General features: G+C 42.7%; 26 protein-coding genes. All 26 read right to left on the bottom strand.

The window, feature by feature from the left end; translation table 11 throughout:
* Positions 1 to 38: 38 nt before the first annotated feature.
* Complete coding sequence (locus ACZ43I_RS06470) at positions 39 to 437, bottom strand: VWA domain-containing protein (RefSeq protein WP_464761319.1); 399 nt, start codon at positions 435 to 437, stop codon at positions 39 to 41.
* A 40-nt stretch (positions 438 to 477) separates the two neighbouring features.
* On the bottom strand, positions 478 to 1758 hold the full coding sequence (locus tag ACZ43I_RS06465; RefSeq protein WP_464761317.1) for a hypothetical protein: 1281 nt from the start codon (positions 1756 to 1758) through the stop codon (positions 478 to 480).
* Positions 1758 to 2549, bottom strand: coding sequence for an ATP-binding protein (locus ACZ43I_RS06460; protein WP_344703059.1), 792 nt, complete (start codon positions 2547 to 2549; stop codon positions 1758 to 1760). Before ACZ43I_RS06460 ends, ACZ43I_RS06465 begins: the two co-directional genes overlap by 1 nt.
* The gene (locus ACZ43I_RS06455) at positions 2549 to 2755 is read right to left on the bottom strand and encodes a DUF6501 family protein (protein WP_344703057.1); all 207 of its coding nucleotides are present in this window, start codon (positions 2753 to 2755) and stop codon (positions 2549 to 2551) included. Before ACZ43I_RS06455 ends, ACZ43I_RS06460 begins: the two co-directional genes overlap by 1 nt.
* An 85-nt stretch (positions 2756 to 2840) precedes the next feature.
* The gene (gene odhB / locus ACZ43I_RS06450; protein WP_344703055.1) at positions 2841 to 4121 is read right to left on the bottom strand and encodes a 2-oxoglutarate dehydrogenase complex dihydrolipoyllysine-residue succinyltransferase; all 1281 of its coding nucleotides are present in this window, start codon (positions 4119 to 4121) and stop codon (positions 2841 to 2843) included.
* 14 nt (positions 4122 to 4135) lie between these two features.
* Positions 4136 to 6910, bottom strand: a complete 2775-nt coding sequence (locus tag ACZ43I_RS06445) for a 2-oxoglutarate dehydrogenase E1 component (protein ID WP_344703053.1) — start codon at positions 6908 to 6910, stop codon at positions 4136 to 4138.
* 112 nt (positions 6911 to 7022) lie between these two features.
* Entirely contained in the window at positions 7023 to 8387 is a 1365-nt protein-coding gene (locus ACZ43I_RS06440) for a HAMP domain-containing sensor histidine kinase (RefSeq protein WP_344703051.1), read from the bottom strand.
* Positions 8384 to 9058 (bottom strand): response regulator transcription factor, encoded by a 675-nt coding sequence (locus tag ACZ43I_RS06435; RefSeq protein ID WP_344703050.1) that lies wholly within the window; start codon positions 9056 to 9058, stop codon positions 8384 to 8386. Before ACZ43I_RS06435 ends, ACZ43I_RS06440 begins: the two co-directional genes overlap by 4 nt.
* A 185-nt stretch (positions 9059 to 9243) precedes the next feature.
* On the bottom strand, positions 9244 to 9870 hold the full coding sequence (locus tag ACZ43I_RS06430; protein WP_344703048.1) for a phosphatase PAP2 family protein: 627 nt from the start codon (positions 9868 to 9870) through the stop codon (positions 9244 to 9246).
* Positions 9870 to 10946 (bottom strand): undecaprenyldiphospho-muramoylpentapeptide beta-N-acetylglucosaminyltransferase, encoded by a 1077-nt coding sequence (locus ACZ43I_RS06425; protein ID WP_344703046.1) that lies wholly within the window; start codon positions 10944 to 10946, stop codon positions 9870 to 9872. The genes ACZ43I_RS06430 and ACZ43I_RS06425 overlap by 1 nt, the downstream gene beginning before the upstream one ends.
* A gap of 99 nt (positions 10947 to 11045) precedes the next feature.
* A complete protein-coding gene (locus tag ACZ43I_RS06420; RefSeq protein ID WP_344703044.1) occupies positions 11046 to 12632 on the bottom strand; it encodes a S41 family peptidase in 1587 nt (528 codons plus the stop codon).
* Between the two features lie 116 nt (positions 12633 to 12748).
* Entirely contained in the window at positions 12749 to 13468 is a 720-nt protein-coding gene (gene deoD / locus ACZ43I_RS06415; RefSeq protein WP_344703042.1) for a purine-nucleoside phosphorylase, read from the bottom strand.
* 30 nt (positions 13469 to 13498) lie between these two features.
* On the bottom strand, positions 13499 to 13720 hold the full coding sequence (locus ACZ43I_RS06410; RefSeq protein WP_344703039.1) for a sterile alpha motif-like domain-containing protein: 222 nt from the start codon (positions 13718 to 13720) through the stop codon (positions 13499 to 13501).
* Positions 13720 to 14220, bottom strand: coding sequence for a PTS sugar transporter subunit IIA (locus tag ACZ43I_RS06405; RefSeq protein WP_344703038.1), 501 nt, complete (start codon positions 14218 to 14220; stop codon positions 13720 to 13722). The genes ACZ43I_RS06410 and ACZ43I_RS06405 overlap by 1 nt, the downstream gene beginning before the upstream one ends.
* Positions 14221 to 14253: 33 nt before the next feature.
* Positions 14254 to 14679, bottom strand: coding sequence for a peptide-methionine (R)-S-oxide reductase MsrB (gene msrB / locus ACZ43I_RS06400; RefSeq protein WP_344703036.1), 426 nt, complete (start codon positions 14677 to 14679; stop codon positions 14254 to 14256).
* Between the two features lies 1 nt (position 14680).
* Positions 14681 to 15202, bottom strand: a complete 522-nt coding sequence (gene msrA / locus ACZ43I_RS06395) for a peptide-methionine (S)-S-oxide reductase MsrA (RefSeq protein WP_344703034.1) — start codon at positions 15200 to 15202, stop codon at positions 14681 to 14683.
* Between the two features lie 12 nt (positions 15203 to 15214).
* The gene (locus ACZ43I_RS06390) at positions 15215 to 15763 is read right to left on the bottom strand and encodes a DUF2140 family protein (RefSeq protein ID WP_344703032.1); all 549 of its coding nucleotides are present in this window, start codon (positions 15761 to 15763) and stop codon (positions 15215 to 15217) included.
* Positions 15764 to 15783: 20 nt separating this feature from the next.
* Positions 15784 to 16260 carry a dihydrofolate reductase gene (locus tag ACZ43I_RS06385; RefSeq protein ID WP_344703100.1) on the bottom strand — a complete coding sequence of 159 codons (477 nt, stop codon included), beginning with the start codon at positions 16258 to 16260 and terminating at the stop codon, positions 15784 to 15786.
* Positions 16261 to 16267: 7 nt separating this feature from the next.
* Positions 16268 to 17221, bottom strand: coding sequence for a thymidylate synthase (locus ACZ43I_RS06380; RefSeq protein WP_344703030.1), 954 nt, complete (start codon positions 17219 to 17221; stop codon positions 16268 to 16270).
* 211 nt (positions 17222 to 17432) lie between these two features.
* Positions 17433 to 17873: a BrxA/BrxB family bacilliredoxin gene (locus ACZ43I_RS06375; RefSeq protein ID WP_344703028.1), complete on the bottom strand. Its 441-nt coding sequence runs from the start codon at positions 17871 to 17873 to the stop codon at positions 17433 to 17435.
* A 1-nt stretch (position 17874) separates the two neighbouring features.
* Positions 17875 to 18669, bottom strand: a complete 795-nt coding sequence (locus ACZ43I_RS06370; protein WP_425568376.1) for a virulence factor — start codon at positions 18667 to 18669, stop codon at positions 17875 to 17877.
* 35 nt (positions 18670 to 18704) lie between these two features.
* The gene (locus ACZ43I_RS06365; RefSeq protein ID WP_425568375.1) at positions 18705 to 18986 is read right to left on the bottom strand and encodes a NifU N-terminal domain-containing protein; all 282 of its coding nucleotides are present in this window, start codon (positions 18984 to 18986) and stop codon (positions 18705 to 18707) included.
* Between the two features lie 10 nt (positions 18987 to 18996).
* Positions 18997 to 19170, bottom strand: a complete 174-nt coding sequence (locus ACZ43I_RS06360) for a zinc-finger domain-containing protein (RefSeq protein WP_344703026.1) — start codon at positions 19168 to 19170, stop codon at positions 18997 to 18999.
* 63 nt (positions 19171 to 19233) lie between these two features.
* Positions 19234 to 19629: a ribonuclease HI family protein gene (locus ACZ43I_RS06355; protein ID WP_344703024.1), complete on the bottom strand. Its 396-nt coding sequence runs from the start codon at positions 19627 to 19629 to the stop codon at positions 19234 to 19236.
* A gap of 10 nt (positions 19630 to 19639) precedes the next feature.
* On the bottom strand, positions 19640 to 20512 hold the full coding sequence (locus ACZ43I_RS06350) for a 5'-3' exonuclease (RefSeq protein WP_344703022.1): 873 nt from the start codon (positions 20510 to 20512) through the stop codon (positions 19640 to 19642).
* Positions 20502 to 21350, bottom strand: coding sequence for a sulfurtransferase (locus tag ACZ43I_RS06345; RefSeq protein WP_344703020.1), 849 nt, complete (start codon positions 21348 to 21350; stop codon positions 20502 to 20504). The genes ACZ43I_RS06350 and ACZ43I_RS06345 overlap by 11 nt, the downstream gene beginning before the upstream one ends.
* Positions 21351 to 21353: the final 3 nt, after the last annotated feature.

Genomic DNA, 21353 nt, shown 5'->3' with positions numbered 1-21353 from the left:
ATGAAAATTCTAAATTATCAGATATAAGACGCAGAGAGTTACAATAAAATCTGCGTCAGTAGTCTTTGCATAAGTTGCGGCAGAACATATACGATATTTTCAGCATCGTCAACAATGACAGCATTAGTATCATATATATTTTTTATGGCTTCTAGTGTATTTTCTTCATTATCTTGGTTTATGAAGATATTGATTACTCCTATACCATTTTTAGCTGCTTCCTGCACGGCTTCATGAGTGTCAATTATGCCACTCTGATTATATTCCTCTGCGCTTGGCAGTCCATCTGAAAACATAATGATGAATTTATTCTTTTCATTACGCCTATTCAAAAGCTCCATCTCATGCCTTAAGATCATACCATCCCTATTATCTCCCGAAGCTTCAATATTTAATAAAGAAACAGGATAGTAATATTTGGACCGCTCGAAATCCATATGCTCATAGATGGTGTTGGGATAGTGATTTTTCATGACTTCAAATGTGGATTTCAAGCGTCTTTAGGACATTGTTGATGATGATTGCCCCATTACGGCATCCTTCGAGATTCTCCATCATAGAGAAAGATTGATCGATGATAAGAGTAAATGCAGCATCTATTTCTCTCGATTCTGTATTTTTCTTTGTAAAAACTTTATGGCTACCTGTAATCATTGGTCCTACTGGATTTTTCATGAGCCTGCCTGAAGATCGATTGTCTTGTATAGAATTTATCTTGTAATCGAGAATCTGCATGATTTCTAGAATGATTTTCCGAGCTGCAGAGTGATAGGTATCATATAATGATCTGTAATCCGTGTAATCCGTGAGATTTATTTTAGGTTGCACAATATTCAGGACAGCATCGTGGTTGGCAGAATAGGAGTCCATGAAATGATTATCACCAGTATTTGTGCCGAAACCTTCGTGGTAATCATCAACATCATCATTATAATCATTTTGCTTTCCATGGTCGTTTTTCTGGGACGCGTTGTCTCCCGCCTCACCAATCATATTAGCCTGTCTCGCATCCCTATCCGTTTTAGTATCTATCTGCCTCATCTCATCCTGCTGGTCTTCATTGGATTGGCTTTTTAGTTTCTGTGCATCCTTCCGTAAATCATCTTGGCGGATGGCCGACTCGATTTCACTGAACGGCATATCGTGAATCTGAAACTTTGAAGACACTGAGATGTACCTGGACAAATAATCTGTCATTTCTTTTGCCAGCTTTATACTTTCAGCAGTAGAATGGGTGATGATATTAAAATATTCATCCATGAAATAAAATGAACCTTCGGATTTTAAAATGGCTGTATTAAACCCTTTTAAAAACTTCTCAGCATCACTTTTGGAAGGTTTTTCATATTCCTTCATCATAATATTGTCACCTGGACCAATCATGTCTACTATTAACGGACGTTCTTGTAATGCATATCTTCTAGTACGGTTGTATTCCAGCGAAAGAAAGATTTGTTGGGTAAATCTGGATACCTCTTTCATTTCACTGTATAGAGTATAATCAAATATAAAAATGGACGGATAGCGTGTCAGGATATCGTATCTGAATCCTTCCAATTCGGATATATCCTGTCTATGTTTCCAAAAGAAACTGAGATTGAAGATATTGTCAACTGGATTGAAGTAACTGAATTTACGCACCATCACAGTAGTTTTTTCCTGTTTGAGCAGAAGGCGCGTCAGATCCGTCAACTCCATCATAATTTTTGAATCTATAACTTCATCGTTGAATTTAATAAATGAATAAGCGATATCCATCACCTTCCAAAGCGTAACTCAGCTGCATTTAAAATCGCCTTCTTCTCCTGGTTACTATCGAGCTTATCAATGATTGTGCGACGACACGCACGGTTTATAGGTATTTTAGTAGATAAGTCTGCGAGGTCTATCAGACTCCTGACACTGGAAGCTTCCTGTGAAATCTGCCCCTGTTCTGTCATGGTAACGAGATCAGTATGGAAAAGAGTGATTGCGTCAATGACTGATTCCTCTTGTTGTAGGCTTTGTGCTTTCAGAACTTCAGTCAGTGCCTCTCTCGAGACATAACCGAGTTCGATTACGTTGAACCGGTTGAGTAGCGCTTCATTCATGGGCATTGTTCCGACATATCCGACATTTATCGCGGCAATGACATTAAATCCATCCTTTGCCGTCGTTGTTTCACCTGTTAAAGGGTTGGTAATGGTTCGGCGGTAGTCCAAAGCGGCATTCAATATAGGCAAAACTTCCGGTTTCGCCATATTTATCTCATCTATATAGAGAATTGCCCCTTCATTCATCGCCTGTATGACGGGCCCTGACACGAATACGACTTCCTGCTTGCCATCGATATACTCGATTGTCTTGAAACCAAGCAAAGATTCTATATCTACATCCACTGAACAATTGATGCTGTACATGGAACTATTCATATCTTCAGCTAAATTTTCAGCAAGTCTGGTCTTTCCCGACCCGGTCGGCCCTTTGAGCAGGAGATTTTTATTCAGAGACATTATTATTTTCGAATCTTCATATATGGTTTCATCATTATGGAGAAAACGAATAGCCATTATGATTCCACTTTTTCGAAATATGTCTTGTAATAGCCGCCGACTTTTCCGGAATTATCTATGACGAATATATATTCTTCAGTTTCGTTCACCATTTTATATGTTTTACCAACAGTCAACATATCAGAAACTTTATACTTTTCGGCATCTGTATGCACTACCTTTACTGTACCTAGGTCATTTTCGTGCCATGTTTCATGTAACATATCAATCTCTCCAGTCATTTTATTTAATATGATTCTAACATAAAAAAGTCAGGCGTCACATGGACGCCTGACACAAAATATATTATCAGCCTTCAAGAAGTAGATCTTCAGGATTTTCTACAAGATCTTTAATCGTTTTCAGGAAACCGACTGCTTCTCTGCCATCAATTATACGGTGGTCATAGCTTAGTGCGATATACATCATTGGGCGGTTTTCCATATTTTCATCATCTATTGCAACAGGTCGCTTTTGGATGGTATGCATTCCAAGAATGGCTGCCTGAGTACCATTGATGATAGGCGTGGACATCAGTGATCCAAAGACGCCACCGTTTGTTATTGTGAACGAGCCGCCGGTCATGTCATCGAGACCCAACTTTTTATTTTGAGCTTTTTTCGCCATATCTGCGATGCCACTCTCTATTTCAGCGAATGTCTTACGATCACAGTCCCGTACGACAGGCACTACAAGACCTTCTTCAGTCGATACTGCAACACCGATGTCATAGAACTGTTTGAGTACGAGATCGTCTCCATCAATTTCAGCATTTACCGCTGGATATTTTCTTAGTGCTGCTACTGAAGCTTTGGTGAAGAATGACATGAACCCAAGGCGGGTACCATCATGACGTTCCTGGAACTCTTCTTTTTTACGTTTTCTGAGTTCCATCAGATTTGTCATGTCAACCTCATTGAATGTCGTCAACATGGCAGTGTTCTGGGAAACTTCCAGCAGACGCTTGGCAATAGTCTGCCTTCTGCGTGAGAGCTTCTCCCTTACTACCGGCTTTTCAGGTTTGCCGGAGTCTTGTGATTTAGGCTGCTGTGATTGTTTTGGTGCTTTTTCTTCGGCAGGTTTATTGCCATGGTTCTCGACATCTTGACTCCTCACCAACCCACGTGGATCGGCAGCATTGATATCACTGATTGAGATGCCTTTTTCACGTGCCATTTTGCGGGCAGAAGGAGTAGCGACTACATGTTCATCATCAGAGGAAGATTCTGATGTCGCTGGTTCTTCGGATTTTGTCTCCTCTTTGGCAGGCGCTTCTTCTTTCTTTTGTTTTGGTTGGGCATTTTCATTATCAGAGGAACTCTCTGAAGCTTGTTCATCAGAAGAGTCCGCTTTACCGCTTTCGTCAACTATGGCAATGACTTGTCCGACCTCAACCGTATCCCCTTCTTCAGCTTTCAGTTCAGTAAGGGTACCAGCTTCTTCACTGATCACTTCTACGTTGACTTTATCAGTTTCCAACTCAAGGATATTTTCACCTTTTTCAACATAGTCGCCTTTTTGTTTTAACCAAGTCGCAATCGTTCCTTCTGTTATGGATTCAGCTAGTTCCGGTACTTTTACTTCAGCCATTTTTCAACCTCCTATTATTTAAAAGCAGTTTCGATTATTTTTTGTTGTATCAGTTTATAGGATTCTCCATCGCCCTCAGCAGGAGATGCACGCCTTAACCTTCCGACGTAGTTCAATTCCACTTTTTCAGGCAGGATCTCGAGCAATAGTGGCAACGCATAATGGTATGCACCCATATTTTTCGGTTCTTCCTGAACAAATCGCACTTCTTCGAGATTTTTTAGATCATCCAATAGATCTTTCAGCTGTTCGGATGGGAATGGATAAATCTGCTCCAGCCTTACAACGATGATTTCATCGTCAGGATTATCCTTTTGTTCAGCAAGAAGGTCTACTGCCATTTTTCCGCTTGCAATCAATACTTTTTTGACTTTTGTCTTTTTATAGGAAGGGATGATTACTTCCCTGAATTGACCTTCAGTGAATGCACTAACCGGTTCACTCACTATTGCGTTGCGAAGCAGGCTTTTTGGAGTCATTAGAACCAGAGGTCTCATTTTTTCGGTATCCATGTATTGAGCTTGCTTACGCAATAGATGGAAATAATTGGATGCACTGGATAGGTTTGCAACCGTCATATTATTTTCTGCCGCAAGCTGAAGGTAACGCTCAAGCCGTGCTGAAGAATGCTCCGCCCCTTGACCTTCTTGTCCATGTGGCAAGAAGAGGGTCATGCCGGAAGTTTCTCCCCATTTGGCATTCCCGGACGATAGGAAATTATCAAATAAAACTTGAGCCATATTTGAAAAGTCGCCATATTGCGCTTCCCATATCGTCATAACATCTTTATGTTCAATGTTATAGCCATAATCAAATCCGACTACAGCAGCTTCGGATAATGGTGAGTTGTGTATATCGAATGAAGCACTCAGATCTTCTACGTTGTGAAGAGGTACAAGTTCTTCACCACTTTCTGGATCATGGAGTACCGCATGTCTTTGGGCGAATGTGCCCCTTTCGGAGTCCTGTCCTGTCAGACGGATAGGGGTGCCATCCTGATTGATTGTAGCGAAAGCAAGTGCTTCAGCATGTGCCCAGTCCACGAGCTCTTTATCATCCTCGAAAGGTTTTTTTCGACGGTCTAAGACTTTGGAAAGTTTTTTGAATACGGTGAAATTCTCTGGATAATCCAAGAGCGCATCATTAATCTTTTGGAGTCTCTCCCTTGAAATATTGTCTTCGGAGTTACTATCTTGACCTTCCATCACCGAGTCCGGAGCTTTAAGGTCACCATCTATATTTGTATCATTCTTATCGATGGCATCATGCGCTGCTCTCATTTCATCAAAGACACTCTGGATAATTTCCTGCTTCTCGTCTTCAGAAAGAATATCTTCATCAACGAGTCTGGCACCATAAAGTTCTTCAAGAGTTTCACGCGACTTGACTTCCTTGTAGAGCAGTGGGTTTGTAGCGGAAGGTTCGTCCATCTCATTATGGCCATATCTTCTGTAGCCGATTACATCTATGACGATATCCTTACCGAATTGCTGCCTATATCTCAGGGCGATTTCCATTGCACGCAAGACATGTTCTGGCTTATCCGCATTGACATGTATCACAGGCAGGTCGAAACCAAGTGCAGGGTCTGAAGCATAGACAGTTGACCTTGCATCTGTTTCTTCAGTGGTGAAGCCAATCCTATTATTTGCAATGATGTGCAGGGAACCACCGACTGAATAGCCCTTCAATTTACCTAGGTTAAGTGATTCGTACACAATTCCTTGTCCCGGGAAGGCAGCATCTCCATGTATGATGGCTGCAATTGCTTTGTTGGTATCCTGTTCTGGACGACCAGCAAGGTTCGCAGTCTCTTGTTGTGCCCTTGTTCTGCCGAGGACTACAGGGCCCGCGACTTCAAGGTGACTTGGGTTGTTGGCGAGGGTGATACGTTGCTCAAGACCTTTATCAGAACGCGTTTTAGCGCCTCCAAGGTGATATTTGACATCGCGCATCCAGCCCTGTGTTATTTCCAGGGAACCATCTTCAGGAAGGAATTTCATAGGATCGGTATGCATGAATTCACTGATCATCATTTCATATGGTTTTTCAAGAATGTGCGTCAGTACATTCAGACGCCCACGGTGAGCCATACCGATCTGAAGGTTTGGTATCCCCTGTCCCGCCATAAGCGTAAGCAAGTGATCAAGCATAGGGACAATGGAGTCAAGACCTTCAATAGAAAACCTTTTCGCACCAACGAAGTTTTTATGAATGTACTTTTCAAAGCCTTCTACTTTAGCCAGCATTTTGAAGAGGTGCTTCTTTTCATCATCTGACATTTCAAAATTACGCTGATCTGCAATCATCTCTTTGAACCACTGGCGTTCCTCAGTGTCATTGACATGCATGTATTCGTATGCAATCGGTCCAGTGTAAAGGTCATGAAGCTGCATTAATGCCTCATATGCATTATCGTTGTCATCGCTCAGATACTCGCTGACAACAGTAGCAGGCATATTTTTCAGATCTTCTTCAGTGAGGTCGTAATCTTTGAAATCCAAACTTGGCACATTTTTTATATCAGGGTCATACACGGGGTAGATTTCCGATTTCAAATGTCCAAATAGCCTTATATTGTCGATGAGGTGAAGTAGATTCTTCACCTTCTTATGGTCAGTTCCCGAAGAATCGGCAACAGCACCACCCGAGCTGAGATTTTCAAACAGGAATCGCATTTCTTCGCTTACACTGTTTGGGTCTTCCTGATACATTTCATGAAGCTCGAGAAGCATTCCCATGTTAGCGCCGAAACGTACCGGGGCATTCTCAAGTTCTTTCTCCTGCATTTTGCCACACCCTCTTTAGAATCTTTTTAACTTATACAGCTCCATTTTAGCACTATAGAATAAGGTTTTAAAGCCAATAATAAGAGCAAAACATAGAATAAGCTACTTTAGGTCACTTTTTCATATAAAAACGGATTGTTACCTTCGTAAACTGTCCTTCTTCGCTTTCCAGCCAGACATTTCCCCTATAGCTTTCAATAAGCTTTTTCGCAATTGAAAGGCCGAGTCCATTGCCTCCCATTTCTCTGCTCCTTGATTTATCCACTCTATAGAACCTATCGAATATGGCTTCGATTTCCTTTTCCGGTATTCCAATGCCATAATCCATGATGACTATGTCAAAATGATCTTCTTTCATTTCTGTAGTAATCATTATGTGACATCTATCTTTATCATATTTTATGGCGTTATCAAGAAATATGACGAGTATCTGTTCGAGGTGGTAGGGGTTGATCATATATTTGATCGGTTCTTCTTCCAAGTCAAGTGTGAAAGTATAATTAGAATGGAGTTTCCTCATAGATTCAACACGGCTTCTGACCTCTTCGTTAATATCCACCTTCTCCATATTCATATCGGGTTTACCTTCGTTCTTTGTAAGGATCAAGAGTTCTTCGACCAATTTATTAATCCGTCTCAGTTCGTCGATGGATATGCCCAATGACTCATCCAGAACTTCAGGCTTATGCTTTCCCCATCTGCTTATTAATTTCAGATGCCCCTGGATAATCTGGAGGGGAGTCCGTAGTTCATGACTGGCGTCCTCGACGAATTGTTTCTGCTGATTATAGGATTGTTCCAGTGAATCCATCAGATGGTTGAATGAATCGATCATATAGTCCGTTTCTTCTGAATTGGTTGTAATCTTCAGACGTTCAGAAAAGCCTTGCTCTTCGATCCGTTTCAATTGGTTCGCAATCTTCCTGATTGGGCGCACCATCCTATTGGAAAAGAAGTAGCTGATGACGGAGGTGAAGAGAATCGACATGAAACCAACTACTGTTGCTATGAACATCATCATGCGGATCACTGAATTGTATGAGTTCAAGGGATGGATGACTGAAATGTAACCATCCCAATACTGTGAATCAATTTTGGTGCTGCCTATAAGAAAATCTTCCTGATCGATTTCAGACTCCTTTATTTCCCGTTCAGAAACAGCTTCCAAATCAATATCAAGCTTCATCGGTATACCGGTAGTGGCGCTGAAGACCTCCTCGCCACCTTGGGTATAGAGTATCATCTTCTGTCTGTCATATAGGCTTGAATACACTTCATCCTGGCTTATGGTGTTGATCGGTTGCGTTTCATATAAGCTTTCCAATTCTTCAATACTTCTATCGACTGAACGGTACTCCTGATCCTTCAAATATATACTGGTGAAATATATGAGCATCGAACTGAAGATCAGATAGGTTACTGATATAATCAGGGTGGATAGCCTCAGCCATTTATACTTCAACGATTTCTTATTCATGTTCGGATCACATACCCTACTCCCCTTACAGTTTCAATCAGCTTGTGCTTATTATAGGGCTTCAATTTATTCCTTAAGTATCTGATGTAGACATCCACTACATTCGTTTCAACTTCACTTTCATATCCCCATACATGGTCTAGAATAGTCTCTCTTTGGAGCACGATCCCGGCATTCTTCATCAGCAGATACAAAAGATCATATTCAGTCTTCGTCAATTCGATTGGATTGCCGTCAACGGAGACATGGTGGGCGTCGGAATTTATCTTGATGCCATTGGTACTGAGTATCTCGCTTGCATTCCCTTTAGATGGTGAGCGTCTCATAATCACTCTGATTCTTGCGAGAAGCTCCTCGATTTCAAAAGGTTTGACAATGTAGTCATCGGCACCATAATCAAGACCTATGACTTTATCATACGTCTCCCCTTTCGCAGTGATGATGATGATCGGAGTGTCTTTTTCCTTTCTTAGCCTTCTACATACTTCAAGACCGTTTAATCCGGGCAACATGAGATCAAGGAGAATGCAGTCATAATCATTTTCCATTGCTTTCCTCAACCCATCTTCGCCATCCGAAGCTGATGTGACTCCATACCCTTCATGCGTCAACTCAAGTTCTATAAAACGGGCAAGATTGAGCTCATCCTCGACTACAAGTATTTGTTTCATCGTAATCTTCCTATCATTCTTTTTACATATCATATCACTAATCTTCATTTCTAAGAAAGGATAGCAACAAAAAGTGGTATAGCTGAAAAACAGCCATACCACTTAGAAAGGATATATAGTTTTTGAAAATGATTAGATTAATAAGGGGGGCTTATTCTCATTGAGAATCATTTTCAATTAAAATTTTATCGTTGTAGACGAGTTCTGTCAAGCTTTTTATGCATAATAAAACTTGTACCTGTCACTACAGCAATACCTCCGACAATTCCAGCTATTACATCAGTTGGATAATGTACGCCTAGGTATACCCGTGATGATGAAATCATTATTATAAAAAACGCCGCGAGACTATAAAGTAAGGTCTTGTGATTGAGGGAACTGTTTTTCACCAGAACCATCAACGAGCCAAAAAAGATGGTCGAACCCATTGCATGGCCACTCGGGAAACTGAATCCTGTAATTTCTATCAGCCGGAGCATCGAAGGCCTTTCTCTATCAAAGGAATTCTTCAGCACTGGGACAAGTATGCTGCTGGAGAGCATGGATATGATCAGAAATAAAGTCGCATACTTTAATCTATAGAGCATCAATATAGTAATCATCATCACTGATAATATAATCATTGAGAGGACTTCTCCGACTTGGGTAAAGCCAAGCATCAATGCTGTAGTGATGAAACTCTCAGAAGCATATATAAGTTCGTAAACTTCTTTGTCCACCCAGCGGCCGACCCGTGATTCATGGAATAGTGCAATGGTACCGAAGATCAGAACGAATACCATGAAAAGCGAAAATTTCTTTGTGCGGCTCATTAATCCGCCTCCTTATCCACCAGCATATCCACCAGGTCCTTTGGACGGAAACCTGCATCAAATTGCTTCATTCTGGCAAGTATCTCATCTTCATCGTCTCGGATGCGGTTCACGGCCTCTTGGAAAGTATCTATGCCGAGTACCTCTTCATCAATGACTTCTGCATATCCTTTCTCTTTAAAATAATCTGCATTCTCAACCTGATCTCCCCGGCTTTGTCCTTTAGGAAGTGGGATGAGGATCATTGGTTTTTCATTCAGCAAAAACTCGTAGATTGCATTGGAGCCACTACGGCCAACTGCAATCTTGGAAATTTTCATAAGATGCGGCAATTCTTTTTTGACGAATTCAAATTGTTTATAATTCGGATTATCCAGCCCCTCAATATAGTTTCCTCTACCGCACAGATGGATAATCTGCCATTCGTTAGTCAGCACGTCGAGATTCTTCCTGATGAAGTTGTTGATTGATTTCGCGCCAAGTGATCCCCCCATCACTATCATTACAGGTTTTTCAGGAGTGAATCCTGTAAGTTCATACCCAATCTCATCATATCCACGTGTCAATTCGTCACGTATTACAGGGCCCAGATATTCAGTTTTATTTTGTGGCAGATAGTCTAGGGTTTTTTTGAATGTGACGAAAATCTGTGTGGCAAACTTAACGGCAATTTTATTTGCCAGGCCAGGTGTAATGTCAGACTCATGGATATATACAGGTATGCCGAGTGATCTGGCGGCCAGTACTACAGGCACGCTGACAAACCCCCCTTTTGAAAATACAAATTCCACCTTTTCTTTCTTAAGAATTTTTCTGGCATCACCGATGCCCTTTGCAACGCGTGTTACATCTTTAAGGTTCTCCATCGAGAAATAGCGTCTTAACTTACCACTCGAGATGTTGTAGTATTTGATCGATGTTGCACCGATTATTTCTTTCTCAATTCCTTTTTTCGATCCGATGTAGATAGGTTCTATCCCCCGGTTTATCAGGCATGGAATCATCAATTTATTAAGCATGACGTGTCCCACAGTTCCGCCTCCGGTAAGGGCAACTTTTCTTTTTTTAAGTTCCATACTTTCCTCCATTACTGTTCTATTGTAATTACTTTAAACTATTTTGACTTGCTGTACAATCAGAAGCCGCATAAACATTATGTTCATACGGCTTCTGGATTATTCTTCTGTATCTTCTTCGTCAGGGGACTCTTCAGAACTTTCTTCTGAATCGTCTTCTTCTGGTTTCTGCATTTCAAGTATTTCCGCATGTTCTTTTGCATACTCTTCGATTTCAGGACGTGTATAATCACCATTGATATAATCCACAAGATAATTGAGTTGCGCATCGTTTTCATTGATGTAGGTCCGCAGCTCACTCATTATGGCAGTGGCTGTCTCGCCAGTGACGTTGCCTGTCTGTTCGAGATCATTATCAGCCTGGAACTTCATCACTGTTTTCGTCAGCTTCTTATCGTAGGACTCATCAAAATCATCCACTGCATATCCGAGAGTATCGAGCGCGACCTTGATGGAAGGAACAGTTTCATCGGATATGCCTTCTGTAAAGACTTCATCAGGCCCAAGCATTTCGACTCTGTAATAATCAGGGTTCACTAGTCGGATATCCGGTGTGATACCTTTCTCATGAATCCAATTGCCTTCTGGCGTAAGCCATTTTGTATCAGTGTACTTGAGAAGGGAATCATCACCGAATTCGATTGTCTGTTGAACAATACCTTTACCGAATGACTCTGTGCCGGCAATTGTGACATCAGTCAAATCGTCCATTGCTCCGGTGAAGACTTCGGAAGCACTCGCTGAACCTTCATTAATCATTATATATAGATTAAAGTCGTCCGTGTTTTCATTTGAAGGTCCAGGTGCTGTAATTTCTTTTCGTTCTCCCCCATTCTCTTCTAGATAAAGTACAGTTTCCCCTTCATCGATGAATTGGTTGATCATGCCGACTGCCTCATCCAAGAGACCGCCCGGGTTATTTCTGAAATCGATGATAAGGTCTTCAATATCGGCTTCTGCAGCTTCATTCAATTTAGCTTCGAATTCATCATTGGTGCCTCTTTGGAATCTGTTTATGCTGATATGGCCGACTCCATCTACCTCTTCATAGGTAACACTATCGATATGGATGGTATCACGGGTAATCGTAATCTCAAATGGGTCCCCCTCATTTCTTACAAGAGTAAGGGTGACATCCGTACCTTTCTCCCCGCGGATAAGTTGAACTGCTTCTTGTACATTCATACCTTCCACTGGCTCATCATCAACTGCAAGTATTTCATCGCCAGGCTCGACTCCGGCTTCTTCAGCCGGAGAACCCCGCATTGGAGATGTGATGATAATGCGACTGCCTTCCTGCATCACTTCTGCGCCTATACCTTCGAAGTCTCCACTGACGGATTCTTCGAACGAAGCGATTTCCTCGTTGTTCATGTACTCGCTGTAGGGGTCGTCGAGACCTTCAACCATTCCCTGTATTGATGACTCTATCAGTGCGTTTTTGTCGACATCATCGTAGTAGTTGTCAGTGATGGTGTCATAGACACTATAGAGTTTGGAAAACTCACTCCTGGTATCAGTACCTACATTCACTGCTTTTTCATTGCCTGCTTCAAGGCTCAACGCAGTAATAACTGCAGAAAGTATGATGGAAGTAAGTATTATGATGAGGAACCAGAAAAAATTGATATTTATATGTTTGGCCCCGACTTTTCGGGGATTATTTGAATCATGCTCTTCTTTCAAAATCTACACCTAATTTCTACTTGAATAATTAAGTAACAGTTTACCAGTTTAAAGATGAAAATTAAACAAATATATGTAAAAAGGAAAGGTGTCGACACCTTTCCTTTCTTTTGGAATTATTTTTCTTCTCCAATGAATGGCAGGCTTGCTTCTAAGGCAACCTCTATCATTTCATTGAAAGAAGTTTGTCTTTCTTCACTTGAAGTTGCTTCACCCGTTAACACGTGATCGGAAACCGTCAGAATTGAAAGCGCCCTGGCATTGAATTTTTTACTGATTGTAAACAATGCAGTGGATTCCATTTCAAGCGCCAATACTCCATATTCCGCCAACTGTTCAATATTGCCATTCTCATCATAGAAGGAATCAGCTGTGAATATGTTTCCGACTTTAACATTCATGCCCTTTTTCTGCGCTTCATTATAACTTGAGAGCAGCAATTCGAAATCGGATGTTGGAGCAAAATCAATGTTCTTGAAAAGTTTACGGTTCTGATACGAATCTCCTGATGCGCTTTGGGCAAGTATAACATCCCTTACTTCGACATCTTTTTGTATAGCACCGCAAGTTCCAACACGTATCAGGTTTTTAACGCCATACTCGTCCATAAGTTCATGGATGTAAATGGAAATTGAAGGTACTCCCATACCAGTCCCTTGGACGGAAATGCGTTTTCCTTTGTAGTACCCTGTAAATCCGAGCATGTTACGGACTTCATTATAGCAAGTGACATCATCCAAGAAGTTCTCAGCGATATATTTCGCGCGCAGTGGATCTCCCGGCAGTAGTATAGTATCGGCGATATCACCTTTTTTGGCATTGATATGAATACTCATTGTTTTATTGCTCCTTTATCTTAAGTTGTCTTAATGCTGCAGCCAGTTGAGGTAATCGTCAAAAGCAGTATCAAAATGCGAAAGCGGCATATCTTCATATGGATTGTTCTCAAGGTATTCCGTAACCTCAGGATATTCAGTGGAATATTTCGGGAACATGGGATCTTTTAAGATATGTTCGGCTAAACCTCCGATTGGTGAGTTTTCACCTTTTCTTATTTTCATGTACTGGTAGAACGAATGATTCTTCATTATTTGACGGTAGCGGTCACAACTACAGTGTCGGCCCTGTTTAAGTTGGTGACATCCTCAACCTTGAATTCATCCAGCATATCACTATTCGTGATGATGACAGGAGAAATGGTGCTGTTCGCTTCTGATTTTACCAGTTCCATATCGAAAGTGACAAGTGGATCCCCTTTTTCGACGGAATCTCCTTCTGAAACATGGCCTGTGAAGCCCTCACCTTTCATAGCTACAGTCTCAAGACCGATATGGATCAGAACTTCCAGCCCATTGGCAGTCCTGAGTCCGACTGCATGATTTGTTGGAAATACTTGCATGACTGTCCCGGAGACGGGCGCAACGACTTCACCGTCGGAAGGATTGACGCCAAACCCTTCGCCCATCATTTTTTCGGCGAAGACCGGGTCTGGGATATCTTCAAGTTTTACATATTCACCGTTCAACGGACTTGTGATTTCCAATTTCTTCTCAGCATTGTCTTTTTTACCAAATAGATTTTTGAACATAATTTTACTCTCCTATCAAAATGGATTTGAAATTCAATCGAATAATTTGAGGTATTCCCCATAACCTTTTTCTTCGAGTTCATCTTTCGGTATGAAGTCCATAGCGGCTGAATTGATGCAGTAGCGCAAGCCACCCAATTCTTTAGGGCCATCTTCGAAGACATGGCCAAGATGGCTGTCTGAAGCTTCACTCCTCACTTCAGTTCTACGCATCCCGAAGGATTCATCGAATTTTTCACTTACATCCTCTGAAATTGTTTTGGCAAAACTTGGCCAACCGCAATCGGAGGCGAATTTATCCCTCGAAGTGAATAACGGTGTGCCTTTTAATTTATCGACATAAAGGCCATCCTCGTAGTGATTCCAATATTCATTCTGGAATGGTGGTTCAGTCCCATTATCCTTCATTACACTATATTCTTCTGGTGATAACTCTGATTCATGACGTTCTATTGCCATTTTATTTCATCCCCCAATGCTTTTCTATGAATGCTTTTCTGCCGGAACCTTTAAAGTACGCATTATAATGGGCACTGTTGGTTTTATAGAAATCCTGATGTTCTTCTTCAGCTCTATAGAAGTTTTTGTAAGGTAAAACAGGTGTTTTTATCGGACCATTGAATATATTCTGTTTGTCCAAATCTGCAATTACAGATTCTGCAATTTCTTTTTGCTTGTCATCATGATAGAAAACAGCCGGTGCATACTGCGGGCCTCTATCACCAAACTGACCTTCTGTATCAGTTGGATCGAAAGTCTGGAAAAAGATATTCAATAGTTTTTCGTAAGGCATTACAGTTTCATCAAAATCAATTTGAACGGCCTCAACATGTCCTGTTGTGCCGGTTGAGATTTGCTGGTACGTAGGGTTTTCCACATGTCCATTCGAATAGCCAGACACGACGGAATTGACACCATCAAATTGGTCGAATGGTTTGACCAGGCACCAGAAACATCCTCCTGCTAGTGTAGCTGTTGACAAATTACTCACCTCTTAATCATTTATTATTGAAAAATACCACTCGTCATTCCGGTAATCAATCTTTTCGACTTCCACTTCCATTTTAAAATCCTGCGTTAATGCTTTGATGTTGATTAATAGTGCACGCTCATCTTCATCAAAACGGATGCCTTCTGGGAGGTCGCTTTGATTTTTGATGATTGAGTAGAACATATCTTGGGTGAGCGGCAGATCGGCAACATCGATATCTTTTACTGCAAAGACAAGTTCTTCACCTATAGAGACAGGCTCCAAGTTCAGAGAAGTCTCTACGTCAATGCCAAGGACACTCTGCACAGCCTTAAAGTAGATGCCTGCTTCACCCACAGAAATCTGAATGGAGTCATCATCGATTACATCGTTGAGGATGGATTGCACTGACTGATTGGTCATCTTCAACTCTATACCCGATTCTGCTGTATTATAATTACCGTTTTTCTCATCAGGCAGATCGTATGAATTGCTGAATGTAATGGTTACCCAGATGATGAACAGAATATTGATGGACAGCAGTATTGCGAAGAGAGATTTCCAGACGTTCAAGCCCCCACTCCTCTCATTATTCATTTGCGTCTATAGTGCAGGAATTCATAAGGATATCTGTTTTTTTCATCTTGAGTCCCTTCAATCTTATCGACCAATTCCCATTCGGAAGGATCATAATCGGGAAAGAATGTATCACCAGCGAAGCGTCTGTGAATGCGGGTGATATGCATTTCCTCTACAAGGTGCATCGTCTGATCATAGATGGTGCTCCCTCCAAAGATGAATACTTTTCCCTCCAAGGAATTGATTGCATCAATATGATTGATGACATCGATGCCTTCTGCACTGAAAGTTTCATCGCGCGTCAATACCACATTACGCCTATTGGGTAGGGGACGTCCCAAAGACTCGAATGTCTTACGCCCCATGACGATTGTATTCCCTTCCGTCAGTTGCTTTACATGTTTAAGATCTTCGGGAAGATGCCAGGGCATTTCATTTTTAAAGCCAATTACAGATTGGTCGGCATAAGCGACTATTAAAGATATCATGATTCTCCTCCTAGACGGCTATTGGTGCCTTGATATAAGGGTGGCAGTCATAGTCGATGACTTCGAAATCTTCATATTCCAGCTCGAACATTGATCTATTGCCTTTTATTTTTATTTTAGGAGGACTGAAGCTCTTACGGGCGAGCTGTTCATTTACTGCGTCCATATGGTTAGTGTAGATATGCGCATCTCCCAAGGTATGGACGAATTCATCCGCCTCCAGACCACACTCCCGTGCAACGAGCTCAAGCAATAGCGCATAGCTTGCTATATTGAATGGTACGCCCAGGAAAACATCTCCGCTTCTCTGATAGAGCTGCAGACTCAACTTCCCATCGTTTACATAGAATTGGAAGAAGGCGTGGCATGGTGGTAATGCCATACCATCGATTTCGGCAGGATTCCACGCCGTAACGATATGTCTTCTTGAATCCGGATTCTTTTTGATGCTTTCGACTACGTTCTTCAACTGATCGGTAAACGAGCCGTCCGGGCCTTGCCAATGGCGCCATTGCTTGCCATAGACATTTCCAAGATCACCGTATTCCTCGGCGAATGCATCATCTTCCAAAATTTTATTTTTAAAACGCGCCATCTCTTCTTTGTAAGTTTCATTGAATGATTCATCTTCCAGCGCACGGCGTCCGAAATCGGTCATATCCGGGCCTTCATATTCTGCGGATTCGACCCAATTTTTAAACGCCCACTCGTTCCATATATTATTGTTGTATTGAAGCAGGAAACGTATGTTCGTATCCCCGCGTATGAACCATATCAATTCTGTTGCAAGCATTTTGAAAAGCACCTTTTTGGTTGTCAGTAACGGGAATCCTTCTTTAAGGTCAAAGCGCATCTGATAACCAAACAACGAATATGTGCCGGTCCCGGTGCGGTCATTCTTGTAACTGCCCTCGCTTTTGATTTTTTTCATAAGCTCATGATAAGTATCATCAAAAGTATTCATTAGATCCTCCCCTTTTCTTTTTGGACGTCTTTATATATAATATACATTGAATACAATTAAAACAGTAAAAAATTTATTTGATTTGGGGTGTCGATCATGGAAATATTTATGACGGTCGGTCTCACTCTTCTTGCTCTCTATTTGATGTCGATGAGTATTTTTGAGTAGATCCTATCCAATAAAAACAGGAAAGGCTTGGCCTTTCCTGTTTTTATTTTGAACAGTTTTCATCAAACGCTTCTTTCAAGTCCATCATGATGTCATGCACATCCCGACCCTCAATATTTTCCCGGGGTACAAAATGAACAAGTGCATCCCCTTTGAAAAGGGCCATGGAAGGACTGGAAGGCGCTTGACCAATGTAATCACGCATACGTTCAGTCGCTTCCTTGTCCTGGCCGGCGAATACCGTTGCTTTATGATCCGGCTTGATGGGGTTCTGTTCTGCTACAGTTACGGCAGCAGGTCGTGCGAGTCCCGCTGCACAACCACAGACGCTGTTTACAACCACAAATGCCGTTTCATCTTTGCCGATATCCTTCATGAACTGATCGACTTCTTCTGCTGTAGTAAGGTCATTGAAAGATATGCCAGTCAATTCCTCTCGCATCGGACGTGCCATTTCCTTCATGTACTCTTCATAGGCGTTCATATTATCGCTCCCTTTCCTGAATTTGCTTCCATACGCTACCGAGGGCTTCCTCGCCCTGCTCTATCCGGGTGATGGCCATTTCGATCTGCAGCCTTACATCGTACTGCGGATCATCTTTATGCGCCTTTAAATGAGATAAGCTTTCTTCATCGCCGACCTCATATATGAACATTGCTGCACGCCACCGTACAATCGGACTCTTGTCGCCGAGTAAGGGATAGATGTCCGGCAACCCTTCTTTGTATCCAAGGTCACTGTACGCATCACCAGCAGTCCGTCTGACAGGTACAGAACGATCCTGCAGGGCTTTTTTAAGGTAAGGCAGCGTCTCACGCTCCTCAATCATTGCCAGCAGGCTCACCGCTTCCCGCCTGATCTGCATCTTCTCATCGTCTAGGGCAATTGATAGGATGGGATAATCATCCTGTGTGGGTGTCTCCATATGATTGAGCAGCCACAGGCGTTCCTTCCAGTTGTCGCGTGCAGTGAAGTCGGACTTCTCTACTTTGAAGTAGCGTTTTGGTTCCGGTGTCTTCTTTGTCTTTGCTTCCTCTACCATGGTCTTAAGCACTTCATCATCATGAAGCGCTTCAAGCTCTTCAGTCAACTCCTGGAAGATTGATTCAGGCTCCCCGTACCTAGTGCCATAATCCTCCCATTTCCTGAGCATGATGATGTTGTCTTCAGGAAGGGTTGCCGCTTCAACAGCATCGGTGAAACGTTCTGGCAGCTGCTTGCGGTGTTCTTGGCCATCGTTGAGCTTAATCTGGTAAGGTATGCCCTTGAATGTAAGCACTTGGGCCGAGACGGACCCAAAGGCATTTTCAGATTCTAGTTTTTTTTTACTTCGTCGTCATTGCTGGAATCGAAAGTCTGCTCGATCTGGGGAATGAGCGTTTCCCAGTCTGCCTTCGGCGACTTATCAACTGATATGAAATTGAGGGCGTGAAAGACGCTGGTCACATCCTCCAATTCAAGTACACGGTTGATGAACTCAGGTGCATCATCTGAAACAGCACGATAAGTCGATGACTTCATTTCCTTCTTCTCTTCACTCACAGTGATTTTCATTGTATTAGGGCTTGGTGTAGGTTCAATTTTTACAATTTCCATTATAATCCTCCTATTGAAGTTTATTGCCATGTGTACGGATCGAAATACCGACCGAACACTCATGGATGCAGAAATTATGTGCAGCTGTCCTCGTGCCTTCGGAACGGTTCAATTCTTTGAGAAGGCAGCCGTGACAGTACTTTTCTTCTAGATCATTAATTTTATCAAGTACATCTGTATTCACTTTTCAACCTCCTCCAATGATTATAACGAAGTTCCTTCCATAAAAAAAGGCAAGGCCACCCAATCAGTTTTTCCGGTGCCTGAACAGTGCATCTTTTGCGAGTGCATCAGCATGTCTATTTTTATTCCTCGGGGTCCAGCTGATGATGAACAATGTCAATTCGCCTATCTTGTCTGAAACACTCATAAAATATTTTCGGAACACTTTATTTTTGACGTGGTTTTTATCGAAACTATCTGCAATGACTTTTGAATCGGTGTGGATGATCAATGAGTGGAAACCATGCTCAAGCGCCTTATCTACAGCAAATTCCAAAACCGCCCACTCCGCCTCATGGTTATCCATCTCCCCGAGATACGTGGTGAATTCTTTTTGTGCTGAGTCATCCTTGAAGACTACAGCGCCGGCAGCGGCCTTCGGGTTGGTGCTTGCTGCTGCATCTATATATACACGCGTCATACAGACCCTCCTAGAGACCGAGCTTCCCTACATATTTTCTGGCGATGGACAAATCATGTGCCAAGAGCACCTGATCGACGTCCTGAAGGGACAGGCGCAGTATGCTCGATTCACTTATCTCATTTGCGTCAAGCGGGACATCGGTAATGATCTTCGCCAACTGATGGGCAATCCTTAAAGATGCCATATCCACTTCAATCTTCTTTTTCAGTGCTGGAGTCAGGGTGTCGAGATTAGTCAGCATATTATCTATATTGCCATATTCCCGGATCAGTTTGAATGCGGTTTTCTCGCCCACGCCCTTGACGCCTTTATATCCGTCACTTGCATCCCCCATCAGCGCCTTTACATCGACGAATTGCCTAGGGGTGATGCCATGTTCCGTTATAAAACGTTCTTTTGTGTAGTGATGGTATTCGGTATAGCCTTTCTTAGTCAGCCACAACTCATTTTCTTCATCCAAAAGCTGCAGAAGGTCGCGGTCACCGCTGACCATCACGACATCGTCGAGCGCAGTTGATAGCGTACCGATAATGTCATCCGCTTCGTAGCCTCTGATGCCGATCTGGAAGATGCCGAGGTCATCAAATACTTCCTTGATGTGGTCGAATTGCGGAATCAGCTCATCGGGCGGGGCTGTGCGATTCTTTTTATAGTCTGGATACCAATCATTGCGGATCGTCTGTGATCCCATATCCCATGTGATGATGAGCCGGGTCGGCTGCAAGGTTTCGACCAGTTTGAAGACATGGCGCACAACACCCTGCACGCCGTTGGTCGGTCTGTCGAAAGCACTGTACATGAACTGCTGCCTGAAACTGGTCGCGTAGAAATGGCGAAACAAGAGGGCCATGCCGTCTATTATCAGATTTTTATCCTTCAAATTTTGCCATCCTTTCATGCATATCCGACTCACCGATTTCCACATCGTGATGGAGGATCCATTCCGAGAAGCTGCCGCCATAAAGGCGCACCGGCACCCCCATGTTGTCGAGTACATAATATGGCGGAGTCGCACTCATGCCCGAGCCGCAATAGACTATAAGTTCCTTGAATTCCGACAGGAAGGGTCTGAGGTGTTCCAGGCTGCCCATATCCAGACGGCCCGATCTGAAGACGTCGGAATACGGGATATTTACAGCCCCTGGTATATGCCCTTTCTTAAAGTCGATCGGTTCAGTGTCACCGAGGTAGCGTTTGTGTGCCCTGACGTCGATCAGCAGCACATCATCAGTGCCCACGGCATGCTCTACGTCTTCGAGTGTGGCGAGCATCGATGCATCTGGAGGCTGTACATCACGGGATTCATCAACTTCATCCGGTAAGGAAGGCGTGTGCTCCAGTAGCGTGAGGCCGGGATCTTTAAGATTCTCCCATGAGTCATTCCACAGTACAGCATGGAAGCCATAGAGCTTGAATAGATAATAGAGGCGCGTATGGAAGAATGCGTCCTCTTTATCCAACAGAAGCAGCTCGGCATCCACATCTTGCTTCAGTGCAGCATAAAGTGCGCCTACCACTGAGCCTGGTGGTATGGGATGACGCCCTTCATTCAATCCTTCTGATGTGAACATCCATGGCTTTTGGGGGACATGGCGGCCTAGATATGGTTCGTCCGCTACCATCGCGGCGGATGCGTCTAGATCATCCATGACATTACGGCAATCGACGGGCACGAACTGTGTGCCGCGTAGATTATTTTCGATACTGTCGATAATCATTTC

Source organism: Salinicoccus jeotgali (assembly GCF_055379195.1).
This window is presented reverse-complemented; position numbering and strand designations above follow the sequence as displayed.